The sequence below is a fragment of the Colwellia sp. Bg11-12 genome, assembly GCF_014076955.1.
GTDB lineage: Bacteria > Pseudomonadota > Gammaproteobacteria > Enterobacterales > Alteromonadaceae > Colwellia_A.
In genome coordinates this window covers 364008-385211 of record NZ_JACGUZ010000059.1, presented here as the reverse complement: position 1 = coordinate 385211, position 21204 = coordinate 364008, and the positions used below count along the sequence as shown (strand labels likewise).

Annotated in this window: 19 protein-coding genes; 1 reads left to right on the top strand and 18 read right to left on the bottom strand. The window is 38.2% G+C overall.

The genetic code is table 11. The features are described from left to right. Positions 1-28 precede the first annotated feature (28 nt). The 10 genes from mreD to H4J39_RS19285 form a co-directional block, all read right to left on the bottom strand. Entirely contained in the window at positions 29-508 is a 480-nt protein-coding gene (mreD, locus tag H4J39_RS07630; protein ID WP_182227001.1) for a rod shape-determining protein MreD, read from the bottom strand. Beyond that, positions 495-1415 carry a rod shape-determining protein MreC gene (gene mreC / locus H4J39_RS07625; protein WP_182226999.1) on the bottom strand — a complete coding sequence of 307 codons (921 nt, stop codon included), beginning with the start codon at positions 1413-1415 and terminating at the stop codon, positions 495-497. Before mreC ends, mreD begins: the two co-directional genes overlap by 14 nt. A gap of 152 nt (positions 1416-1567) precedes the next feature. Then, a complete protein-coding gene (locus H4J39_RS07620; RefSeq protein ID WP_182180805.1) occupies positions 1568-2611 on the bottom strand; it encodes a rod shape-determining protein in 1044 nt (347 codons plus the stop codon). Between the two features lie 257 nt (positions 2612-2868). Further along, entirely contained in the window at positions 2869-6789 is a 3921-nt protein-coding gene (locus H4J39_RS07615; protein WP_182226997.1) for a LamG domain-containing protein, read from the bottom strand. A 189-nt stretch (positions 6790-6978) separates the two neighbouring features. Further along, the gene (locus H4J39_RS07610) at positions 6979-7518 is read right to left on the bottom strand and encodes a PEP-CTERM sorting domain-containing protein (protein WP_182226995.1); all 540 of its coding nucleotides are present in this window, start codon (positions 7516-7518) and stop codon (positions 6979-6981) included. Positions 7519-7725: 207 nt separating this feature from the next. Further along, positions 7726-8196, bottom strand: coding sequence for a pilus assembly PilX N-terminal domain-containing protein (locus H4J39_RS07605; protein WP_182226993.1), 471 nt, complete (start codon positions 8194-8196; stop codon positions 7726-7728). Next, positions 8186-9031 carry a PilW family protein gene (locus tag H4J39_RS07600; RefSeq protein ID WP_182226991.1) on the bottom strand — a complete coding sequence of 282 codons (846 nt, stop codon included), beginning with the start codon at positions 9029-9031 and terminating at the stop codon, positions 8186-8188. The genes H4J39_RS07605 and H4J39_RS07600 overlap by 11 nt, the downstream gene beginning before the upstream one ends. After that, the gene (locus tag H4J39_RS07595) at positions 9031-9633 is read right to left on the bottom strand and encodes a prepilin-type N-terminal cleavage/methylation domain-containing protein (RefSeq protein ID WP_182226989.1); all 603 of its coding nucleotides are present in this window, start codon (positions 9631-9633) and stop codon (positions 9031-9033) included. The genes H4J39_RS07600 and H4J39_RS07595 overlap by 1 nt, the downstream gene beginning before the upstream one ends. Continuing rightward, entirely contained in the window at positions 9623-10099 is a 477-nt protein-coding gene (locus tag H4J39_RS19290) for a prepilin-type N-terminal cleavage/methylation domain-containing protein (RefSeq protein ID WP_182226987.1), read from the bottom strand. Before H4J39_RS19290 ends, H4J39_RS07595 begins: the two co-directional genes overlap by 11 nt. A 30-nt stretch (positions 10100-10129) precedes the next feature. Continuing rightward, on the bottom strand, positions 10130-10663 hold the full coding sequence (locus H4J39_RS19285) for a type II secretion system protein (protein WP_404842685.1): 534 nt from the start codon (positions 10661-10663) through the stop codon (positions 10130-10132). A 212-nt stretch (positions 10664-10875) separates the two neighbouring features. Here H4J39_RS19285 and H4J39_RS07580 point away from each other — a divergent pair, with 212 nt between their 5' ends. Then, positions 10876-12507, top strand: coding sequence for a PglL family O-oligosaccharyltransferase (locus H4J39_RS07580; RefSeq protein ID WP_182226985.1), 1632 nt, complete (start codon positions 10876-10878; stop codon positions 12505-12507). A 53-nt stretch (positions 12508-12560) separates the two neighbouring features. Here the strand turns inward: H4J39_RS07580 and H4J39_RS19280 are convergent, their stop codons facing one another. From H4J39_RS19280 to mshL, 8 genes are all read right to left on the bottom strand, one after another. Next, positions 12561-13016 (bottom strand): prepilin-type N-terminal cleavage/methylation domain-containing protein, encoded by a 456-nt coding sequence (locus tag H4J39_RS19280; RefSeq protein ID WP_182226983.1) that lies wholly within the window; start codon positions 13014-13016, stop codon positions 12561-12563. Between the two features lie 58 nt (positions 13017-13074). Further along, positions 13075-13734 (bottom strand): type II secretion system protein, encoded by a 660-nt coding sequence (locus H4J39_RS19275; protein WP_310649726.1) that lies wholly within the window; start codon positions 13732-13734, stop codon positions 13075-13077. Positions 13735-13813: 79 nt separating this feature from the next. Next, entirely contained in the window at positions 13814-14350 is a 537-nt protein-coding gene (locus H4J39_RS07565; protein ID WP_182226981.1) for a hypothetical protein, read from the bottom strand. A 116-nt stretch (positions 14351-14466) separates the two neighbouring features. Further along, entirely contained in the window at positions 14467-15708 is a 1242-nt protein-coding gene (locus tag H4J39_RS07560; protein WP_182226979.1) for a type II secretion system F family protein, read from the bottom strand. A 14-nt stretch (positions 15709-15722) separates the two neighbouring features. After that, positions 15723-17438: a GspE/PulE family protein gene (locus tag H4J39_RS07555; RefSeq protein ID WP_182226977.1), complete on the bottom strand. Its 1716-nt coding sequence runs from the start codon at positions 17436-17438 to the stop codon at positions 15723-15725. 2 nt (positions 17439-17440) lie between these two features. Beyond that, a complete protein-coding gene (locus H4J39_RS07550; RefSeq protein ID WP_182226975.1) occupies positions 17441-18565 on the bottom strand; it encodes a lipopolysaccharide assembly protein LapB in 1125 nt (374 codons plus the stop codon). Continuing rightward, a complete protein-coding gene (locus H4J39_RS07545) occupies positions 18562-19470 on the bottom strand; it encodes an ExeA family protein (protein WP_182226973.1) in 909 nt (302 codons plus the stop codon). The genes H4J39_RS07550 and H4J39_RS07545 overlap by 4 nt, the downstream gene beginning before the upstream one ends. Positions 19471-19482: 12 nt before the next feature. Then, positions 19483-21192, bottom strand: coding sequence for a pilus (MSHA type) biogenesis protein MshL (gene mshL, locus H4J39_RS07540; RefSeq protein ID WP_182226971.1), 1710 nt, complete (start codon positions 21190-21192; stop codon positions 19483-19485). Between the last annotated feature and the right edge of the window lie 12 nt (positions 21193-21204).

Below are 21204 nucleotides of genomic sequence, written 5' to 3'. Positions count from 1 at the left end.
TACTCAATTAACGGGAGGAGAATAGGCACTAAGTTATACGAAAGTGACGACGTACTTTTCTTAATAATAAAAACGCCCATGGCCAAAGTACTATCGTGGTGATCACCGGATATAAATAGCTTGGGAGAAACACCGCATCGGTTAAAAACCGTTGCATCCAAAAAACAATTAAATGGTATAAAGCGGATAAAACACCCACAATAAGAGATTGTTGCCAAACAGAGAAGTTTCGAATTTTTTGGAAGTTACCCGCAATAATATAAACGGCCATAGCCATTGCCATCATGTGCACACCCAGAATAGAACCGAGTAAAACATCAAGCAACAAACCGACAAAACCAGCGGTAATCACATTAACTCGCGCGGGTAACGCCAAACACCAATAAACAAGCACCACCAATACCCAGTCCGGGCGAAAGGCATCAATACTTAGTGGTAATGGCATAATACTGGCAATTAAAGCAATCACTGTAGTAAACATAACAATCAAAATATTACGAATCGGCATTGTTTACTCCTGTGTCATTGTTATTTTTTTTATTCTCTAGTTTATCTGGTGTCGCTGTTTTTTGTGAAGGCGCAAAAATTCCAGGGGCTTTTTCAGGCCAAAGTAACAATAAGTAACGCAACCTGTCTATTTTAGCCACTGGTTCACTTTGAACAAGGGCAAACGCATTAGCGTCATTTTGTATAACGGTGGTAACCCGAGCAACAGGATATCCTTCAGGATATTTATCGCCAAGACCCGACGTTACGAGTAAATCGCCACTGCGAACATCCGTACTATGTTGTACAAAATTATGCGTTAGCCTGTCTATTTGCCCAGTACCCGATGCGACTAAACGTACACCATTACGACTTACCCTTACCGGTACAGCATGCGTAACATCAGTAATTAAAATAACTCTACTGCTGTTTATGCCTACATGCAAAACTTGTCCAACAATACCTTCATCATCAATGACTGGTTGCCCTTCAAAAAGGCCGTCGTCACTGCCGCGGTTAATAACCACTTGATGACTGTAAGGGTCAGAATCTACTGACAATATTTCAGCAACCATTTTCTTGACTTCGCCTCTTAGCGGTGAAGCAAGCAATAAGCGTAAACGCTCATTTTCTTTTTTTATAATTTCCAGTGCCAGTAATTGCTGGTGAAAACGTAATTCTGAAATCTTATATTGTTGATTTTCGCTGATCAGTTGTCGTCGCGTAATAATATTTTCTGCTGCCCAAGTCATCATCTGTTTAGGCGTGGTCGCTAAATACTGTAAAGGACTTACCATAGACTGCAAATAGCCACGAATATTTTCGAAACTATTCATTTTATGGTCGAAAAAAATTAAAGATACAGAACAAAACAGCACCAACAAAAGTCGGTGCTGAGGAGAAGGGCCATGTTTAAATATTGGATTCATAAGTTAAACTTGTATAAATGCTAATTTATCGGCGGCCATGTAGACTAAAAACAAGCAGAATGAACCGAGTTGACGCGAATCAATGACTCTCTTCATAATGTCGTTAATCAACATGGCAATGAATAATTAGTATGACTTATTCGTATGAGCATTTACTCATAAGAAAATAGGTCGCCACCATGCATGTCTATCATTTCAAGCGCTTTACCACCACCAAGAGCCACACAAGTTAGTGGGTCATCAGCAACTACAACAGGGATACCTGTTTCTTCCATTAATAAGCGATCTAAATCTTTTAATAATGCACCGCCGCCAGTAAGTACCATACCGCGTTCTGAAATGTCAGACGCCAATTCTGGTGGCGCTTGCTCTAAAGCAACCATAATAGCACTAACAATGCCGGTTAATGGCTCTTGTAATGCTTCCAATATTTCATTGCTATTTAAGGTAAAACTACGCGGAACACCTTCGGCTAAGTTACGACCACGTACTTCAATTTCTAAGACTTCTTCACCTGGATAAGCTGAGCCTATTTCATGCTTGATACGCTCTGCCGTTGCTTCACCAATTAAGCTGCCAAAGTTACGACGTACATAATTGATAATGGCATCGTCAAATTTGTCACCACCGATGCGAACCGATGAAGAATACACCACACCATTCAATGAAATAATACCGACTTCTGTCGTACCGCCGCCAATATCGACCACCATAGAGCCAGTAGCTTCTGAAACAGGCATACCTGCACCAATAGCGGCAGCCATAGGTTCGTCAATTAAATAAACTTCACGTGCGCCAGCACCGAGGGCTGATTCACGAATGGCACGACGCTCAACTTGAGTTGAACCACAAGGCACACAAACGAGTACACGAGGGCTTGGGCGTAAAAAGTTATTACTGTGCACTTGCTTAATAAAATACTGAAGCATTTTTTCAGTAACAAAAAAGTTAGCAATAACACCATCTTTCATTGGGCGAATAGCTTCAATATTGCCCGGCGTTCTTCCGAGCATTTGTTTTGCAGCAGAACCGACTGCAGCTACACTTTTTGAACCACCAGAGCGGTCTTGACGAATAGCAACTACCGAAGGTTCATTTAAAACAATACCTTGGTCTTTTACATAAATAAGAGTGTTCGCCGTTCCTAAATCTATTGATAAATCATTAGAAAACATGCCGCGTAATTTTTTAAACATAAGGTCAAAATATCCTACAAATGGTGCTAAGGCACTAAATTGCCAAAACGACTAAAATTCTACCACATATTAATTTAATCAATAAATTAGTATTAAAAATAACAAGTAAGAATGTTCAGTATTTAATTAAAAGTAATAACACTTAATCATACCCCAGACTTTAGGGAATGTGTTGTATGTTTGTAAAAAAAACACCTTTAAATAGATGTTTTTTAGGTTTTATTTATTAAAAGAGACAAAAGTAACAGAATTGCTAGCTAATTACCTATTTCTCGCCACGATATAATACGATCGTTGCCGCGATAGACCCCAAAAGTAGCTGTTGCTGATGGGTTTTGATTATATGGATCATCAAAATTATTATCGGCATTTAGCCAATCAAACTGTAACCAACTAGGTGCGGTATACTTAATATCAATAGTCCCTTGCTTATTTTCACTAAGAAGAGAAATATTTTGGAAGTTACCCGCTTTAAAACTTCCCCCTGTACCACTAATTGAAATATCACTAATGGCTATCTCACCTGTTGGGTCAGTGAAAGACCAATTATCTTCATCTGCCGTAATTAGTGTGCAATTATCGTCTTTATTACGTTCAAACTTCCCTGATATATTAAGGTACTCTACGTCAAAATATTGATCTATTGATGATATTTCAGGGCCAAAACTATTACTAAGCACAAGGCGACCAAAACGCTGAAAACCCCCAGTTGGCTGAACCATTAGAGGTGGAGTTAAGACATTAATACCAACACCGTCAGAGTCGCTAATACGATCAATCAAAATATTGTAATTAACCATAAACTCAGTTACTTGTGAATAAGGACCCTTAGTAAAAGTAAATGTGTCGAACGTTGAGAAGGTATAATCCAAAACACCTTTGCTAAGTTCACCTAAACTGCCAGGTGAAGTTGTAGGTTCAATAATCATTTTAGTCGCAAGATCAGCCCCATTTTTATCGGCCTCATTTTTTGCTGAATCAGTGGTAGCAAATGTGAGGATAACATCAGCAGGTACTAATTTTTGAAATGAAGTATCGGTATAGTTTTTTGTAATAAATCCTGCAGCATTCTTTGCTGTAATCGTTATTATAGGTGCAGTTGAATACTTAAAAGGCTGTCCGACATAAGTAAAAGGTGTATCGTCTGACATACAGATATTTTCAAATGAATTGTTGGTCACTGTTATGTCAAAGTAACTTGGCGTAAAGCGACCAATATCCAAAAACCCCGTAGCGTTGATAACATTACCTAAATAGTCATTATCTTTTATATTTACACTGATTATGCCAACTTCGTCGTAATTGGTTACCAGTTGTTTATCCGTAGCGTTGATAGTTTCCCAATCAGGGTTTGCTGAGTTTGAAGCCGTCATGCTCGTATCACCTACGGTTAATTTACCCAATGCTGAGGAAAGTGAAGAGGGAGCAATATGTTTCACTGCTAACGCTAAATCATTTGCTTCTTGAGGTTGATAATTAGGTGTTTCAGTATTGTTACTACATTGCCCAATAAAATTCAGATAAAAGTCATCGCCAGCAACTTGTTTGGGTTCATCCGAAGCAGTCGTATTGTTTAACAATGCCCCCTCTGTTTTTTTAGCGGTTAAAACAAGTCTTGAGGGGTAAAAATCTTTATTAACAGTTGTGCTAGAAACGCCTGATGATATTTTTTCACTGACACTAAAACTCAACGTGCCTGCATCATCATATGCAATTGGTAGAGAAGCTTCACCGTTTTCGTCAAAAAGAATCGCACGGGTTTGGCTTTCTCCTGCACTTGCCATGGCAGTTCCATCAAGTACGGGTTGTTTTCCACCAATAAGCGGATTTGAGTAATTAAAACTAAACTCTAAATTTTGACTACCGGTAAAGGCTGGTGCGCAACTCTCACCAGAATCACTTAGTTTCACAGCTTTAATTGCAAAGTTTACACTGTCACAAGATAAAGCGTCTGCACCAGAATTTATGTCGAGTACGAATCCAGCATTAGCAAAACTTATATCACAACTGGTTGACCGGCCGTTTTTACAAGTATAGTTTTGATCTGCGCTTAAGGTGATGGTTTCTTCCACTAAGTGATTGAAGCTAGTACTTGTTTCACCTATAACCGTAACGGTTTGCTTTAGCTCGCCACCAGCAAATATTTGTACCTCGGTTGGCGTATCAATTGTTGCAGTACAAGCTTCATCGGCACATGCTTTTAGGGTTAAAGGTTCGCTAAGACACGTTAACCCTTGACCATCATGAATGATTTCAAAATGATGAATAGTTTCACAGACCTGTCGCTTGGCATAAAGCTCATTTATTTCTGTAGCCGTCAGCGCACCATCGTATATATGCACTTCATCAATGTAACCTTCGAAAAATCGACCAGAAGAACCTTGGTCTTGTCCTATCTGTAAAGGGTCGTTGTTGAGCGTTAAGTTCCCTGTAAAGGTTCGAGTTCCTTTTTCAATACCGTTAACGTAAATAACTTGCTGACCACTTTTATACGTTATTGCTATATGGAACCAATTGCCGGCAGTAATGCCTGCGCCACTAGTAGCAAATGAATGTGTTTGCCACCACCAAAAAATTTCGCCTGAAGGCTGTAAATGAAACTCGTAGTTCTCATCTTTAGAAATAATTGTTTTTAAACCAGAACTTGGCATTGTTTTGGGGTTAATCCAAACACTAATACTCAACTCAGTTTCTAAATCTAGTCGGTTATCATCATTAATTTGAATATAGTCATCTCTGCCATCAAATAAACCATAACGACAAGTACCCGGGTTACCTGTTAACGCAGGTGAAGACCCCTCGGTTGTTGTTCCATTAATAGCACTAGCACTAAAATTACCTGTTTCGTCAACGACCTGCCCAGGGTTACTATTCCAAGAGACTTCGTCCATAGAAAATTGTGCAATAAGTACTGGGCAATGTACTGCAATTCGCCCGGTACCATCAGCATTATTTCTAGCAAGTTCATTCGAATAAATCGTGTTGATTTCAGTATTTGTTAGCGCTTGATCATAAACCTTAAACTCATCAAGTGCAGTTCGGAACCCTTGAGGTGAAAGACTATTGACCTCATCATACGAAGTACCAATATATTTCAGCGTTCCTGAAGGCCTCAAGCCAATACTGCCCTTGGCCTCGCCATCGATAAAGAGTGTCGTGGTATTAGTACCATAGACTAAAACCATATGATGCCAGCCACTGCTTAAATTGCCAAACCTAAAGTTTCCACTTGATGAACGAGACCCGTCATAAACGCCCCACTGGTAGTTATTATCTCTGTCTAAGTAAAGTAAATCACCGCCACCGTTAGCCATTGCACCTAAAACCATATAACGATTACCCGAGCGGGCCGTCGGTTTATTAAACCAAGTAGCGACACTAAAGTTGCCACTAATAGGAATTGAAGTTTCTATATGATGCGCGGCATCAGAAATGTTAGCTGCACGCTCAATTTGGGCGTCAATTGATGTATCAAGGTTAGAAAAACTTTCAGCAGAGAAGTTACCCGTTTGATCAATAACTTCAAATGCTCGGCCTTCGTAAAGACATTCATCAAAACGATATTCGGCAATAAGTGTTGCTACACTACTAGCAGTCACTGATAGGCGAAAATAGTCCGTTCCTATCTCATTAGTCTGATTATTGGATGCTTCATCTTGAGAAACAACATAAAGGGTAACTTGATTATTGCTATCAATATAGTCGGTAAGATTTGATGTTAAACTTCGGTCTAATTCGACTATCCCACCTGATACTGTGTGCATGAGATAATCGTATCTGTTGTTATTATTGTTCCAAATGTAAATAACTACGCCATCTGTTTGATTATTTTTACTATTTACGCCATAACCATTCCAGAAGAAATTTAATTCAGTGATCGTATCTGCAACTTCATCTAGCGCTACAACATAGCGTGTAGCGGGATATAAATCTCGAGTGTAATTTATAAGTCTATGATATGTATTGTTGTTACTCTCAATATTTGCATAGTCTGAAGGAGAAAAAGCCACGGAGGGTGATGAATTATTTGCAGGAGGTGGATTTCGGCCGCTATAAGTTCCTTTATATGCAAAAATATTTGAACCAGGATCTCGTACAGAAAAGTCATAGTTCGTGGTTGTTGCGGCGCTCACCACAAACGAAATAGACATAAGTACGAATAATACGATACGTTTCATATATTGATAGAACCTACTTTGAAAAAAATAGCAAAATGCCATTTAACAACGAGTATGATTAGAGATACTCAATCTGTTAACCACATTAACTATAATCATCAAACAAATGTACCGCTAAGTTGTTTAATAAGCAATAAAAAGCCCCGCAATGGCGAGGCTGTTTTGAATTTTATTTACTTAACATCAGCGTTATTGAATAGCGCGCTTTCTCAGAGATAAAGCAATTAGTGCGATAGCAAAAATCATAAGGGTAGATGGTTCTGGCACTTGAGCTGTAGGTCTGTCAGCAATATTACGTACGTAGAAAGTATCGTTCTCTTCATAAATATAGCCGTCAGCACCTTTAACACCTACTTTGATGTTAAAATCAGCGATATCAACATGCACAAAATGTGAATTCCAATATGCTACTGATTGAATTATTTCGCCATTGCGTTGAAAGTGACTCAAGGTCAGTTCAGCAAATAATTGTTTGATTTCATTATCAATAATTGCCATCCAGCCAGTGTGTACTGTAGGGTCTTCAAACACATTATCTACGTCTACATCAGTGGTTGGATCTATACCAGAAAGATTTGTTACGCTAACAGGTGCTGCCCAAGTCCAATCGTAACCTTTATAAGTGATGTACGTATCATCGGTAAGATCAGTGGTAATGTAGCCAGCAAAAGATGCGCTAGAGAAAAGCAGGGAAAACATTAATATTAACTTAAACGTATATTTGATCATTATAAAACCTCAATTAATGAAAAACAACAATGGTACGGTTCGCCAGATAATATATTAGATGCACTTACCGTACCAATAATAAATTAGTCAATATAAACAACGAAATGGAGTGCGCTGGTATTTATTTTAAAGTATAACTGTAAAAAAAACTAACACTAAATTTAGTAACATACAGTCTATAAGATTAAGGGGTATTTAAGTAAAGATTTACAAACTCCTTGCTTCTACCTCAATTATTCTCGAAGTAACTTCTCCGTCAATATCGCACGAACCAATACTTGTAACTGTATAATAACGAACACCATCGTGAAGAAAGTCACTACACCCGATGGGGCTTATTATAGCGCATCCTTTTAAACCTGACGTATTATTAATTATAGGGGGGGCATGACCTACATCACTACATTTTTTTGTCGGGCTAGTACCTAAACCAACAGGAAATAATTGTGCTAATTGCCACTGAACTCCAGTTTGTGCAGCTGTATACGCACGGGTTCCTAACACTTCGAACGCAACATTTTTCTGGCTCGATGCCATCATTTTAACTAAAGCCGCTCCCAGAAGTGACAAAACAACAATAATAAATATAGCGATGACTAATGAACTACCTTGATGTTTATTAGGGCTATGTAATTGGTAAAATGACTTTGATCTTATTACCTGCTTATTATGGAACATTAGGCACCTGTATTTCATGACTAAAAATAATATTTTCTAGGTTTATAAAGAAATGTAACTGAATTAAGACTAATGCATTACGTCTTAATGTTACATCAACAACATTAAAGGGTAGTACTGTATTCCCAAGATTTTCGGCCATTAGACTCCAATTGTTTTCAACGCCATTATTGCTGCGTATGGGCGTGTTATCTACAGCGGAGTTTGCATAGTTTTTGTATCGATAAAGTTCGTCATTCTCAAGACAGTATGCAACCGCTGGCTCTATAAAATAAATACGGCTCGTTGGAGAATCAGCCCTAAAATGTATAGGGTTAGCAGGGGTAGCTAACGTTAATACCACTGCTGGCGAACTGTCATTAAGTTCATTTCTATTTAGCAAAGGGGAGAGTGAATCAAAGCCATGAATAACACCATTGTTATTATCATATATATCATTGGCATTAAGTGCATACACCGCAACGCTTGAACTATTATCAACAAGTGCACTCGTAAAAGGCACTAATGTTATCGTATTTGACGCTGGTTCAGGCAATACAGGGATATCTAGATAGATTGCACTCTGTGCAATAGGTATAAATTCTAAACATTTTTTTCCACTACCATTCACAACACGGACACTATTAGGTAAAGAATTTCTTACTTCTCGATTTAACCGTTCAATAACAAAACGTGCTGTTGTCGTTATCTCTTCACGATCCACTGCATCAGTATAGCTTTTCGTACCAAACTGAATGAAACTTGTAGTGCTAACAGCCAAGACACCTAAAATTACGATTACCGTAACTAACTCCACTAAAGTAAACCCCTTTTCCTTAGCCGATAATATACGCATTAGAAATTAGCCTTATAAGCAGAAAAGACAAAATCAAAACCTTGGGGTGTAGTTACCGTTACCGTTATTAGTTTAGCCGTGAAATTGGTTGTAATTGAATTTCCGTCTGGATTACCGTCGTAGTCACCGTCATTAACAACGGTGACATTAACTTGATATCCTATGTAAATATCACTTCCTGTTGATTCCCCAAGTGAATTCTCGATAATAACGAGTCCTTGGTAGTCATCTACGTCGTCATAGAATTCACGATCATCAGACTCTTCATTTTGTAAGATTGTTGAACAGGTATTTTCACCATCAATAAGTTTAATTTCGCCGTCGTTATTGATGTCGTCACCACAACGATAGTACCCTCCCGACATATCAGAATTTTCATCAAACGCTTTACCTAAAATTTCATTAATCATCGACTGGCCTAATTCAGCCGCCCTTATTTGGTGAACTTGCTCTGCACTTTGATTAGATAATGGATAAATTAATGTCGTTAAAATAGAAAAGGCGATGGATAATACAACAATACCAATAATGGTTTCTATTAAGGTAAAACCCTTTTGTAAAGGTGAAAAAGAATGTAATGGTAAACGTTGATCAAAGCTCATGAATATAGCCCTCAGCTTCAATAGAAACTTTCAGCTCCTGATCACCAGAGATGCTAATTTCACAAGGCTGGTTACAACCTTGTGGGCGCCCCAAACTATCAAAAGAAAAGGTAAGTCCTGTCGGGCTAAATGTAACATTATCGTTATTATCGATGACAACTAAAGTAGCTTTTTGCTCTATATATGCTGGAGGAGTGTCACAAGTTACCTTGCCGAGTTTATTTGCGCTGATCATCATTTGGTGGCAAGAGTCATTAACTTGTTGCATAGCACGGGTTTGTATTAAGCGTAGTTTAGCAATAACATCGGCTCGATATGCATATTCAGTAAAACCATTTGAAGTGAAAAACTTAGGAACTACCGTTGCCGAAAGAATACCTAATATGATGATAACAATGACTAACTCAATCAGAGTAAAACCACGATGATATTTTCTAAGTGAATATGTGCTCGATTTGTTGTTCATCAATGTATTCCCTTACTCAGCCATTAAACACTAAATACACTTATTAATAATATATTCTGGAGGGGTATTCGCGTCAATGGCTCTTACATAATAAACGATACATGGATCTGTTACTCTACTTGGCCGTGCAGTATCATCTCGATAGATGGCAACCACTCGTCCGGTGGTTCCACCGAGTCCTCGATATTTAAAATTTTCACCTAAATTAAGCAGCCGTTGCCACTCACCGACGTTTGCTAAAGGGTAGCCAAAGTTAAGGGATAGTTCTCCGTCATTAGCTAAACCGCCACCATCGTTAATATTAACAGTTCCCATTGCTAAATTATGATTACCTTTAACCAACGACTTACTATGAATAAGTGCAGCAGCACTTTGCATTGCAGCTTTAACACCTTGCAATGTTGCCGTTTGTGCATCAGCTTTTAAATTAATAAATTTCGGAAGTGCTGTCGCAGCTAAAATACCAAGAATAACAATAACGACGATGAGTTCAATCAGCGTGAAACCTTGAGTAGTTTTATTTGATTGTTTAAATGTAACCGAAGACCCCATTAATACCTTCACTTTATTTAAAATTCCATTTTACTTAATTTATACAGCATATCGTATTTTTTCATAAAAATATATCTTGTAACCTACAAACAATTCTACGATAAGATATTGTAAATACAAGTGAAGCACTCTACTCTTTACATAATATTTTTTTGAATATTTAGACTACTTTGACCCTATTCCCTTATTTTCGATTTTTACTTATCTTATATTTCTGCTTTGCCATGCATGTTGTACTGGAAACCCCCGGTGGAACAGGCTTGTATTTATCGTTCAATGTCTTTGGTTGGCTAATTGCCACTCTACTTATTTCGTTAGGGCTTTGGCAAATAACCCTTAATAAAAAAGTCGTGACCAGTAGCTTACAACTTTATAGTTTATTAGGCTTTTTATGTTTATGCGTTCCGATGTTTTATGGCAGTGAATTTAGCGACCATGCTATTCCTCGCCTACTCGGCTTAGCTGGTGGCTTGCTACTGTTATTTTGTTTGTATCAATTTGGCGAGTTAAGAGAAAACCCCCAACAAGTTTTATGGTGGATATTAATAGCTATTGCAATACAAGCTTGCTTTGGTTTAGTGCAATATTTTATTTTAGAGGCCGGTGATTGGGGGGGCTATAAACCTGGGATTAGCCGTCCACACGGCAGTTTTTTACAACCTAATGTTATGGCAAGTTTCATGGCAACAGGCATTGCTTTAGCGATGTATTTGTCAGTGTCATCAAAAACATTTTCATTCAATAAATACCAACAAGCACTTTGTTACTTCTGCCTATTCTCAGCTACTTTTTTAGTGGTGGTTTTACAGTCAAGAACCGGACATTTAGCGACTCTTTTAGTCCTGACTTTTATTAGCCCTTATTTATACTTTAAAAATAAAAAGCAGTTGGCCGTCAATGCCATTTTAATAGTAATAACTCTTTTTATCTCAACACAAAGCTTTGATCAAAGCTTTGTAGCTAAAAGAGGTGTGCAAAGTTACCAGTCTGAAGGAACAAGACCTTATAACTTTCATGTGACCACACTATTAATTAAGGAAAATTTTGTTTCAGGAGTTGGTTATGGTAATTTTGAACGAAAGTTTGTAGATCGCTATAACGAACACATAATAAAAAAACCTAAGTTTAGGAACCCAGAACTGAACCTATCTCACCCGCACAACGAAGTTTTATATTGGGTCAGTGAAGGTGGCGTTATTGCTTTATTAGGGATGATTTTATTCTTTATCGCTTACATGAAAAGCTGGTTAAAAATAAATAATAAACTCGCCAAGCGTCTAGCAATTTTAGGTTTGATTACCCCATTACTGCTGCACAGCCAATTAGAGTTTCCATTTTATAGTTCAACTGCCCATTGGTTAGTTTTTATTATGCTACTTTGGTATACCGATTTACAAAATAATAGTGAAGAACACTTTATTGCTATCAACAAAACATTTTTACTTCACTTTATTGCAGTTTTATTACTTTTTATTTTCCTACCTTTTTTAGCGACAACTTTACATACGGGTATTATCATTACCGCATATGAAAAAAAGGGTCACCAAAATATAGAGTCATTTGAACAAATCATTAACCCTGTAGCTTGGCAAAGCCGATTTGACGCTAATATATACAGCATCATATTAATCTCAGGACTTAAAGAAAAGAATACTGACAAACTGCAACAATATATTGATTGGGGGTTAATTCGTGTTCGCTATAAACCTCGTCCAAGTGTTTATTCAAATATACTACTGTGTTTAAGTATTTTAGGAAAAATAGAACAATACGAAGAAGTACTTAGGGAAGCAAAGCATACTTACCCTCTTATTGATGTTTGGGGTAAGAACTTAAAGCTGAATGATATTAAGTGACATAAAAAAACCGAGCATTGCTCGGTTTCTTATATCAATAGAGCTGTTATTGATTAGTTACAATCAGACACTTCACTTGTAATTTTTGGTCTTACCGAATTACTTACACCTGTTGCATTGTATTTTGCCTGACAAGTTATAGAAGATGCTGCATCATTATGAGTAAAAGTTCCAGCAGCACCAGAAACTTCAGTAAAATCACTAGTGGTAGGGTCAATTTCAAGTAACAAACCAATGGTTTCCTCTGTTGGCCACCCTCCAATAAACACAATAGTTGAACCTGCAATACTAATACTGCCATCAGCAGTTCCTGAAACTAAAGATTTGGCATGAGCTAAATCTGCGGCTGAATTTAATGCACCTTCTACAGCCTCGACTGTAGCTGAACGCGCATCACCCGTTAAATCAATAAACTTAGGTGCAGCAGTCGCAGCTAAAATACCCAAAATAACAATCACGACGACTAATTCAATAAGTGTAAAACCTGCTTGTTTTTGTAATTTTTTCATAATTTACCTTTTTATAATCTATAGTTTTAAAGTTTTTTATTTATATGTCTATTTAAGTTTAACTAGGGTTTACATTGATATTTATCGCTACCGTGCTATTTGCTGGCGAGTAGGTAAAGTTATTCCCTTTCGTTATTAATGTTCCTGGGTCTTCGTAGCCGCCAGTAGCATTTTTATCTAATGTTTCTTTTAGATAATAAATACAGTAAGGGTTATTAGCATTCGTTGTATTAGTTGCGGCGATGTAATTAACTGATGCTGCAATAGTTGCTGAGTATTCAGCAATACTAGGAGGTTGCTGAAAAAGGTTGTTCCAAACAGAAATACAATTAACCGCTGCAATAGATGCTGTTGCAGTAGTGCCTAGTGCATAACCTGGTCTGATGCTATTAACTGAGTCTTCGACTGTCAGATATAACGTAACACCATCATAAACCGTTGTGTTATTTGTTCCGTCATTAGTACGTCCTTCAGCTTCCCACTGTGCTCGTGCTAAAGAAATACCTGTGGCAAAACCGCCGGCCATACCTTCAATATTGGCTTGTTTAGCTTGATCAGTTAAGTCGAGAAACTTAGGTATAGCAGTAACGGCTAAGAACCCTAAAATAACAACAACGATAACCAGTTCTATTAATGTAAAACCTGACTGCTTCTTCATAACAACCTCTACTTTTTTTTCACCAGTACATTCACCGGCACTATAAATTGATTCTAACAACGATTTACTAATAAAGTCACTTACTTAGTGAGCTTTAATTACATTTTCTAACCTATACCTAAAAATAGTTCTTTTTTCGCTACTCACGTACTTTTATTTTGCTTACCTTGCCGTTACTCGGTTGGTATTCAAAATACTCGCCACTAGGCAAACTATACTGACACGAGCGATTTTTTTGTTGTGTCGCTGTATTTGTCTTTATATTTACTGATACCGCTGAAATAGGCTGCTTCATATAAACCATAGGCGTTGCTAGCACCTGTTGCCATATTTTACGGCACTCATTTTGATTACTTATACCCTTGACTAAAGCGACGTCAATCCAACCCGCCTCATTAACTTCAATACGATTGCTTTCACTATCACCATTTACGGTGGTCGTTTCTTTAATAATGACCCAACGTGGTTTATTATCCATAAACCATTGCGCGTGAATACCGGTAACCCGTGCAGAGAAAGTATTGGCAACCGAGTCAAAACCGACTCGAGATAAATGCGCTTCTTGTTTAAAGAAATAATAAATAAATGTCGCCATAAGTAAACCAATCATAGCCAGTATGATCAGGTTCTCTGCCACAGACTTCCCTTTTTTAGCACTAACCTGTTGTAATGTCATATTCTTACTAATTGAGTGCCTAAAAACACTATTATGTTTTTACTATGTAAACCCTGAAACGTACTCAAAGTGACGATTTATACCTAAAGTCATCAGTGTAACTTTAACGGTCGAGATTATTTGCCTTTAAAAGCCGACATCATGTCCCACATTGGTGTAAATATACCTAACGCGAGTACTAATACCATAGCAGCAACAATAGCGATCATAATAGGTTCAATACGAGCCGTTAACGTGCTGAGTTCGTAATCAACTTCACGTTCGTAGTAATCACCCACTTCTTCTAATAGCTCATCTACACGGCCAGTTTCTTCACCTACCGCAACCATTTGTAGGACGAGAGGCGTAAATAGTTTGCTGGCATTAGCTGAGCGCAATAAACTGTCACCACTTTCAATACCACCACGCATCGCTAAAATTTTATCTCGCATGTAAGTGTTATCAACCGCATCAGACACTAAGGTTAACCCTGTAGTTAAAGGCACACCCGCTTTTAATACAATAGAAAAACTATGAGAAAAGCGTGACAAAATAGAACGTTCAATAATACCTCCTACTATAGGAAGCTTTGTTTTTAGTCGGTCCCAAAAATACATACCTTGGACCGTTTTTAAATAATGTCTCAGGCCAAAAAAACCAAGTACACAAGCCACAAGGAGATGAGGCCAATAATTTAAAAAGAAGTTTGAACTCGCGATCAACATTTGTGTTGTGATCGGTAAATCAGCACCTAATTTTGCAAACATATTAGCGAACGTTGGAATAACAAAAATATTTAAGATAACCATCGCAATGACTATCGCAACAAGCACAAAACTGGGATAACGTATCGCCGTTTTTATGCGTTTACGGGTGTCTTGTTCGCGTTCAAAATAACTGGCGAGTTTTAAGAAGGAACCATCAAGCTGACCCGTATTTTCTCCAACATGTACGAGTGAAATAAATAAAGGTGAAAAAATTTTGGGGTGTTTATTTAATGCCGTTGAAAGCGCATACCCTCCTTCTAATTGACTGGAAACGTCAGTTAACGCAATTTTCAATTTATTTGATGTACTTGATTCCGCCATGCCGTTAATCGCACGAAGTATTGGAACACCAGAACGAACCAGTGCATACATTTGCCGACAAAAAACGATCAATTCATCGAGAGAAATAACAGAAAATCCCAGTAATTCACCAATATCAATATTAGCTAAATCTGTTGAGCCACTGGCTTTCGTTGTAGATTGATTAATAGCTACGGGAATAATACCCTGCCGCGACAACTGCTCGGCAACGGCATTAGCGTTTGCTGCTTCTATCGTACCTTTAACTTGCGAACCACTAACACTTCGGCCCACGTAACTAAATGTCGCCATAATTAACTCTACTCTTAGCTTTGAACATCAATGGTATCAACTAAACGAAGTACTTCTTCCACGCTAATAATCCCTTGTTTAGCATAACTAAATGCAGCTTGTGCTAAAGGTGTAAATGTTGGATTTGCTTTCGCTAATTCGGTAAACGCTTCTGGGTCATCACGCTTAAGCGCCGCCATCATAGGCTCATTCATTTCTAATAATTCAAAAACACCAATACGCCCTTTGTACCCGCTGTACTGGCATGATTGACAGCCACGCCCTTTTTTATATGTCACGGTTGTTGCTTCATCACCAGCGAGATGGGTAAGCCACATCATTTCTTGGCTGTCTGGCGTGTGATCTTCACCGCAATGTTCACAAATTTTTCGTACTAAACGTTGAGCAATAACCGCCCGCAGTGAACTACCCACAAGAAAGCCTGCTGCACCCATATCTATTAACCTTAACGCACTGGTGATAGCATCATTAGTATGTAGTGTTGATAACACTAAGTGACCGGTTAATGCACCTCGCAAGCCAATTTCTACTGTTTCATGATCACGCATTTCGCCCACCATGATAATATCAGGATCTTGTCGTAATGCTGTACGTAGCACCGTTGAAAAATTCAAATTGATTTTTGGCGCAACTTGTACCTGATTGATACGGGGTAAACGATATTCAACAGGGTCTTCTACGGTTATTATTTTTTTAGTCGATTGATTTAGTTCACTTAGTGCGCCATACAACGTAGTTGTTTTACCGCTACCTGTAGGCCCTGTGACCAATACCATGCCGTGTGGCCGTGTAATTTGATGGCGTACCCGCGCGACTAAATCGGCAGGCATACCGGTTTGGTCAAGTGATAAAAGTCCGGCAGATTGATCAAGTAAACGCATAACAACTGACTCACCATGTTGCACTGGCATGGTAGACATACGAACATCAATATTATGCCCTTTAATTTGCAGATTAAAACGGCCATCTTGTGGTAAGCGCTTTTCTGAAATATCCAGGCCTGCCATGAGCTTTAATCGGAGCACCATAGCTGAGGCAATTTTATTTTCTTTTAAAATATTTTCTTGTAATACACCATCGATACGTTGACGGATACGGAGTAAATTCTCATCAGGTTCAATATGGATATCAGAGGCACGCATTTGCACGGCATCTTCAAAAACCGATTGTAATAATTTACCTACGGTTGCATCACCACTGTCATCTAAAAAGGTTGACGATAAATCGAAATCAGTTGTTTGTTCGTATTCTTCTTCTAACTGACTCGCAAATGACTCTATGTCTGCCGTGCGTCGATATAACGCGTCGAAGGCTTGATAAAGCTGAGATTCCATGACGACAGCAAGGTTTATCTTTTTTGGGGCAAGCATTTGCTCTAACTGATCAAGGCCACTTAAATCAGCAGGATCACTCATACCGAGTAACACGCTGCCACCTTGATCTTCAATGATTAAAGCACGTAAACGACGCGCATGAACTTCAGGCAACAATAACGCAACTTCGCTTGGAATGCGGCGCTGACTAATATCTAAAAAAGGTACGTTAAGTTGCTGTGCTAAGAACTCTTGTAATTGACGCTCACCTATATAACCAAGCTCAATTAAAGTATCCCCTAATTTTCGCCCGGTAGATTTTTGGCTATTTAGTGCCTGCATTAGCTGCTCATTAGTAATAATATGTTCATGTACTAATAAATCGCCAAGGCGCATTTTTAATTTAGGTGCTGCCATAATTATTCTCCCAACTCGGTAATACGCTGACGGGCAAAATTCTCAGCGCTTCCAGATAACCCGTTCTTATTTAATGCTGTTTTGTACGCAAGACTCGCTTGCTCAAATTCGCTATTACTATCTAAAGCGACACCTAAGCCTAACCACCAACGACTAGAAGAAGGCTCGATGCTAACTAAAATTTGATACGCCTCTGCGGAAAACGAAAATTCATTCAGCTGCTGAGCCATTGTTGCTCGCAAGCTCTGGTATTCAACATTAATAACGTCATTAACATTTGGTATATTGTTTAAAGTGGTAAATGCCTGTCGTATTCTGTTATTTTTTAAATAAATTCGAGCTTTCATCAGACGAAATTCACTATCATTAGGTGATAAATTAATACCTTGTGAAAGTAAATTTAATGCATCTGAATAAGCTTTACGTCCAAACCATAATGCCGCCAATTGCTTTCTGGCGCTTTTATGCTCAGGTATAACTAGCAACACATCTTCAAATAAACTTTCTGCCTTAGCAATATCCTTGTTAGCTAGAGCCTGTTCAGCGCGTATTAATTTTTGTTTTGCTAATTCATCGGGTGAGAGTTCTTTCCGTGATATTTTTAACGTTGACTTTGTTACTGGCAAAGGCGTTGATGTAACAGATGCTGCCTGATTATTTGAATAAGGTGTTTCCGTGCTAATTGGTGCTAGAGGTATCTCAACGTTACTGACCTTATCTTGGATAACCTTATTGATTGGTGGAGTACTTTGAGCACTAACTTGAGCTATTTCAGTTTTATTCTGCTGATTTTTTAGCAAGCCTGTATTTACGTTACTGCTGTTAGCCTTACTTGTACTTTCACTTTTAACCGCATTAGCACTATTTTCTAATTTGCTATTTTTTAATACTGGTTTTTCACTGTCGTTAATTCTTAGCGCTTTTGACACCTTTAATGATTGGTTTTCAACATACATTTGCCAAACAAAAATGCCACCTGCATTTAATAAAACAATGACAATTAAGCTGATAAAAAGAATGTTTTTATTCGAAGAAGAAGAATCAACAGGTACGGTAAAATTACTCGACCCTTCTTGGTCAGCTTGGCGCTGGTCTAAATCTTTTAGCATTTGGTTAATTACGCTCAAGCGATCACTCCATAATTTTTCAAAACATAAGCAATTAATACCGTAGAAAGAAGCACACCCGCAATACTTAAGTACACTTTAAGGTGACTTACTTGCCTTGTAGCTTCAGTATCTTCTATTGCAGCGGTTAAATGCTTATTGGTTATTTGATACTGCCCTTGTCCATAACTTAACATCAACATTTTATGACAGAGTACATTGACTAAGCGTGGGATTCCCAAACTCACTTTCGCCACTCTCTTCGATAAAGCGCTATTAAATAAAGTAGCACCTTTATAGCCTGCTACTTGCATACGGTGCTGAATGTAGCGTTGTACTTCAGGCGCTGTCATTGCGCGTAATTTATAAGAAAAAGTAATGCGCTGCTTCAGCTGTCTAAACCTAGTTGTGGCTAAGCGTTCATCTAATTCTGGCTGGGCAAATAACACCACTTGTAAAAGTTTACGCGTTTCTGTTTCTAAATTCGTAAATAACCGTAAAGCCTCAAGACTTTCTTCCGGTAAAGCTTGTGCTTCGTCAAGTATGAGTACTACCGAATGCCCTGCTGAATGCAGTTCTAATAATCGCTGTTGGATACGTTGAGTCAGTAATTGAGCAGACATACGCTGTGCTTGTTTTACGCCTAATTCAACCGCTACTGCACGGCGCAGTTCGTCAGGCTTCAAGTAAGGATTGGGAATATAAGCAGTAACAAAGTGTTCGGGTATTTCATTAAGCAGTTTTCGGCAAAGTAGGGTTTTGCCCGTACCTACTTCACCAATCACTTTAATAAAGCCTTCACCCGCTTTCAAGGCGGTTAGTAATACAGCTAAGGCTTCATTGTGCGGCTCTAACCCTACATAAAATGCAGTATTAGGTGTTAACGTAAACGGAAGTTCCGTTAAGCCAAAATGGTAAAGATACATAAATGCTGACTATTATTCGTCATTGCTTGAATCATTAGACTTACCTTTTTCACTTTGAGAAAAATCATTCTCTTCAGGAAACCATTGCTTTAACAGTGAACGTGCATCTTGTAGTTGGTTTTTCCAAGTATCTTGGCCAACAACAATAGGTTTGAGCATAATAACCAGTTCTTTTTTCTGAGTGGTTTCGCTTTTACTTTTAAATAACTCACCCATAAATGGGATATCACCTAAGAAAGGTGTTTTTGATTCTAACTCAACTTTTCGTGTTTCTATCAAACCACCAATAACAACTATTTCACCTGATTTAGCACGAATAATAGTATCCGACTCTCGTACGCTACTTTTTGCAAGTGGTAGGATGATTTCTTCATTACCCAGTTTAATCACTTTGGTTTGTTCATCCGTTGAAGTAACGGAAGGATGAACATGAAGAATAACCTCACCATTACCATCAATTTGTGGCGTAACATCTAAAGCTATCCCTGAGAAAAAGGGCGTTAAGTTAATTTCTGGTGTCGTTGTTGTAGAAGTACCCGTTGTCGTTGTACTTGAAACCTCGGTAACATAATACTCATCGCCACCAACCTTAATGACTGCTTTTTGGTTGTTAGTTGCGGTAATTCTTGGACTTGACAGTACTTGCACATTGCCTTGTGTTGACAGTAAATCAATAACACCTGAAAAATCTTTATTACTAATAGACAGACTACTTGTACCGCCAATAGCATTGGAAATAAAGTTACCCGCAATAGCACCCGTCGTTGAAAAAGCTAAATCAGTACTGCCAATACTTCCTAAAACTTGGTCCCACTTAATACCTTGCTGGTAATCATCATTAAGCGTTACTTCCATTATTTTAGCTTCAATAATAACTTGACGACGTAAATGGGTTTGCGTTTCATTAATGAAATTTTTAATGACTTTAATTTCTTCAGGTAAAGCGCGTACAGTGACTAAACCTGCTTGTGGAGAAACAAATACGGAACGCCCTTCCTCAGTACCAACAAGTACTGTTAAGGTTTCCTTTAGCTCAGCCCAAAAATCAGATTTAGTCTCGGTATAAATGTTGATACCGCTACTTCCTTGCTGAGTGTTTTGACTATTACCATTTGAGCTACCTGAGTTATTCGAATTGCTGTTTGAATTATTACTGGAATTATTATTGCTATTGTTTTGATCGTTTTCTGACACACCACCAGAATTAATACTGGTGCTCGACATACCTGAGCGCTTGACGAACAAGTAGTTGAGGGGGATCGTTTCTGTACGAATACCCGCTGGATAAACTTGTATGACTTTGCCACTGCGGCGAATTTCATAGCCGTAAACTTCTTCAACTACATCAAGTACTTCGTTAAGCGTATTGTTTTTCAAATTTAGGGTAATAGTTCCTGTTACATCAGGATGAACAGCAACACTGTAAGATGACTCATCAACTAAAGCCGCAAAGAATTCTTGGGCGCTAACATCACTTGCTGCAATTTCTAAGCGTTTTTCTGCTAATAAACCCTCTCGCGCTTGGCTTATATTACGCTGCATTAATTCTTGCTGAATAGCATTAGGGACTTGTGTTAACGCCTTCGGTGCAGGTTTGCTAGATTCTTCAATGGCTTTGTCTAGCGCATCAATCATTTCTGTCGGTTTATTAGGTGCTGTTTGACAACCCAGTAACGCTAAAATTAATGTGAAAGAATAAATTTTTCTTTGGGTATTTTTCATTTGATCATATCT

Excerpts from the sequence above, each read along its gene's own strand:
- mreD (WP_182227001.1), bottom strand. The coding sequence starts at position 508 with ATGCCGATTCGTAATATTTTGATTGTTATGTTTACTACAGTGATTGCT.
- mreC (WP_182226999.1), bottom strand. The coding sequence starts at position 1,415 with ATGAATCCAATATTTAAACATGGCCCTTCTCCTCAGCACCGACTTTTG.
- H4J39_RS07620 (WP_182180805.1), bottom strand. The coding sequence starts at position 2,611 with ATGTTTAAAAAATTACGCGGCATGTTTTCTAATGATTTATCAATAGAT.
- H4J39_RS07615 (WP_182226997.1), bottom strand. The coding sequence starts at position 6,789 with ATGAAACGTATCGTATTATTCGTACTTATGTCTATTTCGTTTGTGGTG.
- H4J39_RS07610 (WP_182226995.1), bottom strand. The coding sequence starts at position 7,518 with ATGATCAAATATACGTTTAAGTTAATATTAATGTTTTCCCTGCTTTTC.
- H4J39_RS07605 (WP_182226993.1), bottom strand. The coding sequence starts at position 8,196 with ATGTTCCATAATAAGCAGGTAATAAGATCAAAGTCATTTTACCAATTA.
- H4J39_RS07600 (WP_182226991.1), bottom strand. The coding sequence starts at position 9,031 with ATGCGTATATTATCGGCTAAGGAAAAGGGGTTTACTTTAGTGGAGTTA.
- H4J39_RS07595 (WP_182226989.1), bottom strand. The coding sequence starts at position 9,633 with ATGAGCTTTGATCAACGTTTACCATTACATTCTTTTTCACCTTTACAA.
- H4J39_RS19290 (WP_182226987.1), bottom strand. The coding sequence starts at position 10,099 with ATGAACAACAAATCGAGCACATATTCACTTAGAAAATATCATCGTGGT.
- H4J39_RS07580 (WP_182226985.1), top strand. The coding sequence starts at position 10,876 with ATGCATGTTGTACTGGAAACCCCCGGTGGAACAGGCTTGTATTTATCG.
- H4J39_RS19280 (WP_182226983.1), bottom strand. The coding sequence starts at position 13,016 with ATGAAAAAATTACAAAAACAAGCAGGTTTTACACTTATTGAATTAGTC.
- H4J39_RS07565 (WP_182226981.1), bottom strand. The coding sequence starts at position 14,350 with ATGACATTACAACAGGTTAGTGCTAAAAAAGGGAAGTCTGTGGCAGAG.
- H4J39_RS07560 (WP_182226979.1), bottom strand. The coding sequence starts at position 15,708 with ATGGCGACATTTAGTTACGTGGGCCGAAGTGTTAGTGGTTCGCAAGTT.
- H4J39_RS07555 (WP_182226977.1), bottom strand. The coding sequence starts at position 17,438 with ATGGCAGCACCTAAATTAAAAATGCGCCTTGGCGATTTATTAGTACAT.
- H4J39_RS07545 (WP_182226973.1), bottom strand. The coding sequence starts at position 19,470 with ATGTATCTTTACCATTTTGGCTTAACGGAACTTCCGTTTACGTTAACA.
- mshL (WP_182226971.1), bottom strand. The coding sequence starts at position 21,192 with ATGAAAAATACCCAAAGAAAAATTTATTCTTTCACATTAATTTTAGCG.